This window comes from Thiohalocapsa sp., from assembly GCF_019695415.1.
In the GTDB taxonomy this organism is placed as follows: Bacteria; Pseudomonadota; Gammaproteobacteria; order Chromatiales; family Chromatiaceae; genus Thiohalocapsa.
The window spans coordinates 1-8,786 of sequence record NZ_JAIFKJ010000074.1 but is presented as its reverse complement, the minus strand read 5'-3'; the positions used below and the strand labels follow the sequence as shown (position 1 = coordinate 8,786).

At 66.9% G+C, this 8,786-nt stretch carries 10 protein-coding genes; 3 read left to right on the top strand and 7 right to left on the bottom strand.

Annotation, left to right across the window (positions count from 1 at the left end; all coding sequences use genetic code 11):
• Window positions 1-143: 143 nt before the first annotated feature.
• Window positions 144-2,246 carry a GTP-binding protein gene (locus I6U14_RS00945; RefSeq protein ID WP_296896121.1) on the bottom strand — a complete coding sequence of 701 codons (2,103 nt, stop codon included), beginning with the start codon at window positions 2,244-2,246 and terminating at the stop codon, window positions 144-146.
• A 30-nt stretch (window positions 2,247-2,276) separates the two neighbouring features.
• On the opposite strand from I6U14_RS00945, the gene I6U14_RS00940 reads away from it, so the two are divergent.
• Window positions 2,277-3,257 (top strand): L,D-transpeptidase family protein, encoded by a 981-nt coding sequence (locus tag I6U14_RS00940; RefSeq protein ID WP_296896119.1) that lies wholly within the window; start codon window positions 2,277-2,279, stop codon window positions 3,255-3,257.
• 226 nt (window positions 3,258-3,483) lie between these two features.
• On the opposite strand, the gene I6U14_RS00935 is transcribed toward I6U14_RS00940, so the two are convergent.
• Both I6U14_RS00935 and I6U14_RS00930 read right to left on the bottom strand, forming a co-directional pair.
• Window positions 3,484-3,681: a hypothetical protein gene (locus tag I6U14_RS00935; RefSeq protein ID WP_295543633.1), complete on the bottom strand. Its 198-nt coding sequence runs from the start codon at window positions 3,679-3,681 to the stop codon at window positions 3,484-3,486.
• Window positions 3,682-3,933: 252 nt separating this feature from the next.
• On the bottom strand, window positions 3,934-4,458 hold the full coding sequence (locus I6U14_RS00930; protein WP_296896118.1) for a TrmH family RNA methyltransferase: 525 nt from the start codon (window positions 4,456-4,458) through the stop codon (window positions 3,934-3,936).
• Between the two features lie 288 nt (window positions 4,459-4,746).
• Between I6U14_RS00930 and I6U14_RS00925 the strand changes: the two genes are divergently transcribed.
• Complete coding sequence (locus I6U14_RS00925; protein WP_296896115.1) at window positions 4,747-5,103, top strand: hypothetical protein; 357 nt, start codon at window positions 4,747-4,749, stop codon at window positions 5,101-5,103.
• Between the two features lie 13 nt (window positions 5,104-5,116).
• On the top strand, window positions 5,117-5,701 hold the full coding sequence (locus I6U14_RS00920; protein ID WP_296896114.1) for a chorismate pyruvate-lyase family protein: 585 nt from the start codon (window positions 5,117-5,119) through the stop codon (window positions 5,699-5,701).
• On the opposite strand, the gene lipB is transcribed toward I6U14_RS00920, so the two are convergent.
• The 4 genes from lipB to I6U14_RS00900 form a co-directional block, all read right to left on the bottom strand.
• Window positions 5,667-6,440, bottom strand: coding sequence for a lipoyl(octanoyl) transferase LipB (lipB, locus tag I6U14_RS00915; protein WP_296896112.1), 774 nt, complete (start codon window positions 6,438-6,440; stop codon window positions 5,667-5,669). The genes I6U14_RS00920 and lipB overlap by 35 nt on opposite strands.
• Before the next feature lie 34 nt (window positions 6,441-6,474).
• Window positions 6,475-6,765 (bottom strand): DUF493 domain-containing protein, encoded by a 291-nt coding sequence (locus I6U14_RS00910; protein ID WP_296896110.1) that lies wholly within the window; start codon window positions 6,763-6,765, stop codon window positions 6,475-6,477.
• Between the two features lie 130 nt (window positions 6,766-6,895).
• Window positions 6,896-8,062 carry a D-alanyl-D-alanine carboxypeptidase family protein gene (locus I6U14_RS00905; protein WP_296896108.1) on the bottom strand — a complete coding sequence of 389 codons (1,167 nt, stop codon included), beginning with the start codon at window positions 8,060-8,062 and terminating at the stop codon, window positions 6,896-6,898.
• Window positions 8,063-8,187: 125 nt separating this feature from the next.
• The coding region (locus I6U14_RS00900; RefSeq protein ID WP_296896106.1) for an SPOR domain-containing protein at window positions 8,188-8,786 on the bottom strand (599 nt) is incomplete at its 5' end.

Below are 8,786 nucleotides of genomic sequence, written 5' to 3'. Positions count from 1 at the left end.
GCCTTGCCAGGCACCCCGCGGGACGCACCCTGACGACCGTCCAACCGCTCCTTCTGGTTGAACCGCCCCCAAAGCTATAGCGGCACTCCCCAACGCCACCCGCCCTCAACCGCCTGCAAGTCGGGGCCGGCGCGCCCGGGCGCTTAGGGAGCAGCAGCCAGGTCGAAGCGCGCAAACTGCATACTGAACTGCCCCCGGCCGTGGGTCAGGCTGCGCAGCTCCGTGGCATAGCCGAGCAGCTGGGCGAGGGCGACCTCGCAGGAAACGACGGCGGTGCCATCGCTCGCATCCGTTGCCTGGATGAGCGCCTGACGCTGCTGGAGGTCGCCCAGCACGCCACCGAGGTTGCCCTCGGGGATCACAACATTCACACGCATGAGGGGCTGCAGCGCACAGGGTCCTGCCGCGAAAAGGGCCTTGCCGAGCGCTCGGGCGGCGGCCGCCGCCAGCGCATCCGGGGTCGATTGCGGGCCGAAGAGCTCCACCTGGACCAAGCTCACGGCCACGTCCTCCACGGGCGCCGCCTGTGTCGGTCCGGCAGCCAGCCCTTGGCTTAGGCCGTGCTGCAGGGCAGCCTGTTGCTCCGCCGTCAGCTCCGCGCCGGCCGGCAGCACGGCAGGCTCCAGTTGGAGGCTGTTGCCGGCGCCGCGTGCCGCCGGGCTCACCTGCACCGTAGCACCGGCAGTCAGCTCAGGGTGCTTGCCATCGGGACTTGGCGGACGTGTATAAAGAAAACTGACATTCGCTTCGCCGACGACGCTCTCCCGCACGGCCACTGCGGGCCGACCGCTGCGTACGCTGACACCGAACTCTCGCTCCAGACGTTCCAGCACGATCTGCAAATGCAGCTCGCCCATGCCGCGCAGCAGGCGCTGACCGGTGTCCCGGTCCTCCGCGACGACCAGCGTCGGGTCCTCTTGGGTCATCTTGTCGAGCGCCTCCAGCAGGCGCTCTTCGTCGGTGCCGGCGCCGGGCTCGATGGCTAAGCTCAGCACCGGCTGACGGGCATCGATGCGCTCCAGCAGCAATAAGTGCTCCGGGTTGCAGAGGGTGTCGCCGGTACCGGCGTGGCGGAGCCCCGCCAGCAGCACGATCTGCCCGGGCTCGGCGACGTCCAGGCGCTGCTTGTGCCCGGCATCGGTGTCGAAAATGCGGGCCACGTGCTCGGTGACGGTTCGGCCGTCGAGGGCGATGAAGCTGACACGGTCGCCCGGGTGCAGCCGGTTACGGTAGACCCGCGCAAAGCAGTGTCGCCGCCCGTCCCAGAGCTGGACTTTGAACACCAAGGCCACGAGGGGTCCATCGGGACCGAGCACGACCTCTTCGGTGCCGCCTGCCGGCAACCGCGCCAGCGCTGGCGGGCGGTCCAGTGGCGCCGGCAGCAGGTCGACGGCAGCGTCGAGCAGCGGCTGCACGCCGATGTTCCGGAGCGCACTGCCGCCGAGACATGGAAACACGTCGCCGGCAAGGGTCCCCTTGCGCAGCGCGGCCAAGACCTCCGCCGGGTCCGGCTCTTCGCCCGCGAGCACCTGATCGGCCAGCGCCTCGTCCGCGTCCGCGGCGGCCAGCAGCAGGGTCTCGTGTAGGCCGGCACAGCGCGCCCAGAGAGCATCGGGGCAGGGCTCACTGGTGACGACCTCGCCCTGCTCGCCGCCGAAGCGGATCAGCTTGCGGTGCAGCAGGTGCACCACCGCGTGGTCTTCGGCGCCCCGCTCGTCGAGCACGGGCACCGTGAGGGCGACGGGGGTGACGTCGAGCTTCGCCGCGATCGCCCTGAGACAACGCTCGAAATCCGCCCCAGGGCGATCCATCTTGTTGACAAAGAAGATTACCGGCAGGCCGAAACGACAGCGTTGGCGCCAGACCGTCTCGGTCTGCGGCTCCACTCCGCGCACACCGTCGAGCACGATGATTACCCCATCGAGTACGCGCATGGAACGCTCCACCTCGATGGTAAAATCGACGTGTCCGGGGGTGTCGACCACCTGCAGCACATGGTCCCGCCAAGGGGCTTTAGTGACAGCGGCGGTGATGGTAATACCGTGCTGCTGCTCCTCTGCCATCCAGTCCATGTGGGCAGCGCCGTCGTGCACCTCGCCGATTTTATGGGAGGCGCCGGTATAGAAGAGCATGCGCTCCGTGAGCGTCGTCTTACCAGCGTCTACGTGCGCAGCGACACCAATATTGCGCACAGCTGACAGCTTTGTTGGGCCACCGCCGGTCTTGGCCTTCGGGTTACGGCTCATCGATTACTCAGGAAAACCAACGGAGAGACAATGATGCGTATTCGACAGGGCCTGCCGCGGCCCCCAATGCGGCACGGTGCGGGCGCCGGGCTCGCCGGCCTGATGATTGGCTTACTATCCGGCGTGCTGGCGCTGCCGGCGTCGGCCGCCTCTGGCACCTACCGGATCTACGAGGGCGACAGTGTCATCGGCACGCCCTTCTATGTAAAGACCAGCGCTGAGCACACGCTGCTCGACATCGGCCGCTACTACGGCTCCGGCTACGACGAAATGAAGCAGGCCAATCCGAGCGTCGACGTCTGGGTGCCCGGCGACAATCAGGACGTGCTGGTACCTGACTTCCACGTGCTGCCGAACGCACCGCGTGAGGGTCTGGTGATGAACCTGGCCGAGAAGCGGCTGTACTACTATCACTCCCCAACGGAGGTAGAAGTCTTCTCCGTAGGCATCGGCCGGGAGGGATGGGAGACGCCGGTGGGCACCTACTCCGTCATCGAGAAGATCAAAGACCCTACCTGGACGCCACCTGCATCCATTCGCGCCGAGTACGAGAAGCGGGGTGAGACCCTGCCGCCGGTGGTCCCCGCCGGACCGGACAACCCGCTCGGGGCCTATGCCATGCGCCTTAGCAACCCGAGCTACCTCATCCACGGCACCAACAAGCCCTGGGGCGTCGGCATGCCGGTCAGCTCCGGCTGCACGCGCATGTATCCGGAGGATATCGAAGCCCTGTTCCCGAAGGTCAAGACGGGCACCACGGTGCGCATTGTCGATCAACCCTACAAGGTCGGCTGGCGCGGCGACCAGCTGTTTCTGGAGGTCAACTTGCCCGATGGGCAATCACCGAGCAATCCGCGCCAAGTCATTCCGAGCCGGTACGCACAAGCGGATGATGTCACCCTTGACTGGAATGAGGTTCAGCGCACCCTTGAGGACAACTCAGGCCTGCCGCGCCTCGTAGGCTCCCGGCAGGGCACCAAGAGTTGGCACAAGTTGGAGAGCGTATTCTGAGGTGCCGCAGTGATCTGCGGGCAGAGTACCGAAACGGGGGAGTAAAAAGCCGCAACAGCCAAGGATGGCGGGCTGGTAGGTTCTGTATCGCGCGGACGGAGACGTTCGGCGTGAGGCTGGGGTGTCGGCAGGCGACCGCGGAGGGTTTAGCAGCGGCCCAAATCAGGCCGACTGAGGATCAACCGCCCAAGGGTGGGCGGTTGATCTAAGCCAAGTAATGCTCGGCTTACTTGGCCATAACGCGCTGATACATGCGGTTGATGCGCTCTTCGTTGGCCTCGCAGCAGGCCTGAGCGGCATTGGCGGCATCCATAGCGGCCTGGGCCATGTCACGAGCCTCCTGGTCGGTGGCGCAGCCGCCGAGCAGCGAAGCGCTCAGCAGTGCAGCAGCGGACAGGGAAGCGAGCTTGACGTTCTTGGTCATAGCGGTTTCTCCGTTTGAGTTTGCCGATCGGCAAAGAGTTTATAACACAGGTCAAGGGCTGGGTCCGAGCCCCCGAGCGCGGATGTTAACAGAAAAGAACAGCGTCGTGTCGCAACAACGTCGCACGCGAGGGGCCTCTACAATGTACGACTTCCGCTGTCTTGCCCCGTCATTGTCGATACATTGGGACAACGTCTCGGGAGGCGGAATGCGCGGATGCGACAAACACTGCGTCTTCTGCGCGACATGCATTCAACGCATGATGGGATGCTGTCGGATATACTCGTACATGGCAATGCTCGCCGCAACGCTCACATTGAGGCTTTGGACGGCACCGTGCTGGGCAATTGTGAGCGCAGGCAGCGACTGTGTCTCGGCACTCAAACCGAACTCCTCGTGACCGAGCACGAGCGCGCAACGACGTGGCAGCGCAGTGGTCTGCAGCGCCGCACCTCCCTCGGCGAGCATCCGAAAAGCACGATAGCCGCCCTTACGCAGCAAGCTCAGGCTGTCGCCCAGACCATCGAGCCAGCGTGCTTGTACCGCCCTGAGTGCCCCCTTCGCCGGTGCGGGGTCGAACGCGCCGATGGCGATCAGATGGATTTCGCGCACCCCGAAGGCCTGCGCAGAGCGAAAGATCTTTGCCACATTGAACCCGGGCTTGAGATGATCCAGCACCAGGATCAGCTCACTCGGCCCAGGCGCTGCCAACAGGTTGCGCCGGCGCTCGCGCTCGAAACGCGCATGCGCGTCCATCCGGCTGTGTTTTCTACTCATGCGAAAGTCTCACCCGCCCCAGTTCCCGAGTCCGCTGCCATGCCGTCGCACCTGATCCGTGCACGCCCACGCCTACGGTCGCGCCTGCGCCCCGCATGCCCAGTGTCGTCCGCATGGGCGCTTGCAGCATTGCTTGCGGCCGGCGTCTACGTCGCACCCGCCGGTGCTGTCCAGACTGACGAGACTTTGCCGCGCCCTGAGCCCGAAGCGCCAGCGCCGGCTGCACCATCACAGCCGCAAACTGCTCCTGCCACCGGTACCCTACCTGCCGGCAGTATCGTCGCATTTGTGCCCAGCGCGAGCGGCTTCACCGGCACGGATGCCGCGCTGCGGTCCTGGCTCGCAGCCCGCGGCTGGGCCATCTGCGACGGCACCCAGGGCACGCCAGACCTGCGCGGGCGGATGTTGCTGGGCACCATTGATGCCCGCACCGTCGGTCAGCGCCTCGGCAGCCGGGAACACGACCACCGTGTGCGGGGTGAAAGCGATGCACCAGTGCGGCGTAATCGCCACACGCCCACGGGGCATGGGCCGCTCAAACACCTGCCGGACGATCAGCACCGCCACCGCGTCGACCTCGCCACCGACCGTAGCCCGAACCTGCCGCCGAGCACCCGGGTGCTGTTTATCATGAAGCTACCCTGAGCCGAGCCGCGCCATGGTTGAGCGCTACTATCGCAAAACACTGCTACCAGCGGGCCCCAATCCGTTCCGATGCGAGGGCTTCGTGCGGGACGGCACCATCCATAGCGCGACCGGACATCCAGTCGCCATTGCCAGTCTGCCGCCCTTCCTGCGGGCGCTCCTGGTCACCGATGGCACCGTCACCAAGATCATCGAGGCCTACTTCTGGGAGCCGGTTGTGGTGGACACGTTGCGCCAGGAGTTCGTCGTCGCCGCAGAAGACATTCCCTGGGTGCAGATCCACGGCGGCGAGCGTGTAATGGTGCGCCGGGCGCGGCTGCGGGGCGCACACAGCGGCAAGGAGTTCGCACACGCCTTTTCCGTGATCCGCACGGAGCTCATCCCCGCCCACTTCCGCCGCCGCCTCATCGACCGGGAGATCGGCATCGGCGCCCTTATCCGCGACAGCGGACTCGAGAGCTATCGGGAGGTGATGGAGGTCGGCCTCGAGCCGGACACCGGCACCGACGATGCCGTGTTCCGCACCTACCGCATCATCATCGCCGGCGAGCCCGTAATCCTGATCACCGAGACCTTTCCACTGGCGCTGTACCGCTGACGTCAGAGTTCGATCGCAGGCATGCAGCATCCGCACCCGAACGCCGCTGCAGACGACGGCCGAGCGCCGCTTCGCACTGATACCCAGGAGCAGGCGTCAGCTGCAGGCCGAGCCGCCCGGCCACTGCGGCTGCGAGGCGCTCGCCCGGATCTGTCGCCGCCAGCAATGCTGGCGTCACCAAGTCCACCAGCCGCGTCATCTCGAGGCCCGCATGCCCACAGGGGTTGATACGCGCAAACGGGGCCAGATCCAGGTCCAGATTCAGCGCGATGCCGTGATAACTACATCCGTGGCGCACGCGCAGCCCCACGGACGCGATCTTGGCACTGTCCACATAGACACCCGGCGCATCGGCCCGTGCATGGGCGGCGACCCCGAGGTCCGCCAGCAGATCAATGACCGCCCCCTCCAAGGCATCCACCAGCTTGCGCACGCCGAGCTTCAGCCGCCGCATGTCCACTAGCACATAGGCGATGAGCTGGCCCGGCCCATGGTAGGTCACCTGCCCGCCGCGGTCCGTCTGCACCACGGGGATGTCGCCGGGGGCCAGTACATGCTCCGCACGCCCGGCCTGTCCCTGCGTAAACACCGGCGGATGCTCCGCGAGCCAAAGGGCATCGTCGGTGGCTGCTGTACGGGCGTCCGTGAAGCGCTGCATGGCACGCCAACAGTGGAGATAGTCCACGCGACCCAACGGGCAATACCGCAGCACCTGCGCCGCCGATGCGCCGGTATTCATGAGGCCACTGGGCTCGGCGCCCGACAAAGGGGCGTCACAACGCGTAGACAACGCGCTCGTGCGCGCTCAGCTCCCGATAGATGGCGTCGAGCTGCGCCTTGCTTTGCGCGCGGATGCGTGCGGTGACCGCCACCCATTTCCCGCCACGGCTGACGCGCGTGGTGACGGCGGCGGGATCGAACCCGGGTACATGCCGGGCCAGGATTTCCGCCACCACGGCCTCGATCTCCGCGTCAGCGGCACCCATGGCCTTGATGGGAAAGGTGCAGGGAAATTCCAGCAGCGTGTCCGCATCAGTCAAGCGGATTTGGAGGTCTTGGGTCATCACGTGGGGCTCCCGGTGCTTGGGCCGGCTGCTTGTTTGGTTGCGACCCTAAGCTTCAGGCTCGCGGCGGGCGTAACGATGGGGGCGACGCCAGCGGGTCTCGACCAATCGCCGAGGACACCACGCCCGCTCAGAAGAGCTGGACCACCGAATCCCAGCCCCGCCGGAGCAGATTCCCCCGACGGACGTCGGCCAATGCGACGGCCGGCTCACGGCGGATCTCGGTGTCGCCGAGACGGAGCACGATCTCCCCGACCACATCACCCCAGCTCACCGGGGCGGTGATGTCCGGCGCAGGCTCCAGCTCGGCGCTCAGTTGAGCGTAACGGCCACGGGGGATCGTGATGTAGAGGTCCCGCGCTGGCCCCACGGGCAGCCCGGTCTCGCTGCCGCCCCAGACCCGCAGCGTCTCTACCGGCTCGCCACCGGGGAAGGGACGATGGGTCTCGAAGAAATTGAAGCCATAGTTGAGCAAGGCCTGGCTGTCGGCGACACGCTCGGCATCGCCTGCCGTGCCCATGACCACGGCGATCAGGCGGCGGCCGTCTCGCTCCGCTGAAGACACCAGACAATAACCGGCGGCCTGGGTATGGCCGGTCTTGATGCCGTCCACACTCGGGTCGCGTTCCAGTAGACGGTTGCGGTTGGACTGCTTGATATTGTTGTAGGTGAACTCGGGCAGGGAATACCAGGCGTAGTACTCCGGGAACTCCCGAATGACCGCCGCGGCCACCGTGGCAATGTCCCGCGGTGTGGTGTAGTGCTGCGGGTCGGGCAGCCCGGTGGCGTTGACGAAATTGGAATTGGTCATGCCGAGCCGGCGCGCCTCTCGGTTCATCAACTCGGCGAAGGTGGCCTCGTCGCCGGCGAGGTGCTCGGCCAGGGCGACGCTCGCATCATTGCCGGACTGCACGATCATGCCCTTCAGCAGATCCTCGATACTGACGCGCTTACCGACTTCGATGAACATCTTGGAGCCGCCGGTGCGCCACGCCTTCTCGCTGATAGACGCCTCATCGTCCAGCGCGAGGTTACCGGCGGAAAGCTCCCGAAAAATGACGTACGCCGTCATGATCTTGGTCAGGCTCGCGGGCTCTAGACGCTCGTCCGAGCCCTCCTCCGCGAGGATGGCACCGCTGTTGAAGTCGAGCAGCAGGTGACCGCGAGCGCCGAGGCTCGGTGGGTCGGGAATGGGGCCATCCTCGGCGGCAACGGATACTTCGGCGGCGGCACCGAATAGTGCGACGGCGAGGACGAGTAAGCCGGAGAGGCGGGCGATCAGGACCTGGGCAGTCATGGTGAATCGGCGGGCTGTCAGAGTCGAGGCACGGCGGCGTCCTGTGCGCCATTCTACGCCTGCTGGGGCGCGGACACAGCGCCCGCGCATCCCTCACCGGCGCCCCCGCGCGCCGGCGCAGATACTCAACGCGGTAACACCAACGACGGCCCGACGCCGAGCGCTGCCAGTTCATCGGCGAGGCGCTCTGCATCGGCGCGGGAGCCCAGCGGCCCGACCCGAACCCGGAACAAGGCTGCGCTGCGGGCGCCCTCCGCCGGAGCATCGGCGATGCTGACGGGCTTGGCGAGCTGCCCGTGCAGTCGGCGGCGCATTTCCTCAGCGTTGGCGCGGGCACCGAACGCACCGACCTGGAGGTAATAGCCGCCGCCGCTGCTGGCGACGGCGGGGCGCGCCTCGGGCACTAACGCGGGTGCGGGCGCCGGGGCGAAGCCGGCGGAGCCGGTCTGATCGCTATCCGCACGCCGGTCCACGGGGTGCGCCGCCAGCGACGCCTTGGCGGTGCGCACGGGGGGGCGGCCATCGTCGGCAGCCTTGCCCGCTGCGCCCTGCTGCGCGCGGTCACGCGCCAGCTCAGCCCCGGCGAAGCGCCATGGCTTGGGCACCTTGCCGGAGGGGTCGCGCGGGTCGATGGCCTGCCCACGGCACTGCGCGGGGCCCGGCGTGACCAGACCAGGGGCGTCGGCGGCGGGCGAGGGAGGAGCGATGTCGCGCGAGCGAGCGC

Excerpts from the sequence above, each read along its gene's own strand:
- I6U14_RS00945 (WP_296896121.1), bottom strand. The coding sequence starts at position 2,246 with ATGAGCCGTAACCCGAAGGCCAAGACCGGCGGTGGCCCAACAAAGCTG.
- I6U14_RS00940 (WP_296896119.1), top strand. The coding sequence starts at position 2,277 with ATGATGCGTATTCGACAGGGCCTGCCGCGGCCCCCAATGCGGCACGGT.
- I6U14_RS00935 (WP_295543633.1), bottom strand. The coding sequence starts at position 3,681 with ATGACCAAGAACGTCAAGCTCGCTTCCCTGTCCGCTGCTGCACTGCTG.
- I6U14_RS00930 (WP_296896118.1), bottom strand. The coding sequence starts at position 4,458 with ATGAGTAGAAAACACAGCCGGATGGACGCGCATGCGCGTTTCGAGCGC.
- I6U14_RS00920 (WP_296896114.1), top strand. The coding sequence starts at position 5,117 with ATGGTTGAGCGCTACTATCGCAAAACACTGCTACCAGCGGGCCCCAAT.
- lipB (WP_296896112.1), bottom strand. The coding sequence starts at position 6,440 with ATGAATACCGGCGCATCGGCGGCGCAGGTGCTGCGGTATTGCCCGTTG.
- I6U14_RS00910 (WP_296896110.1), bottom strand. The coding sequence starts at position 6,765 with ATGACCCAAGACCTCCAAATCCGCTTGACTGATGCGGACACGCTGCTG.
- I6U14_RS00905 (WP_296896108.1), bottom strand. The coding sequence starts at position 8,062 with ATGACTGCCCAGGTCCTGATCGCCCGCCTCTCCGGCTTACTCGTCCTC.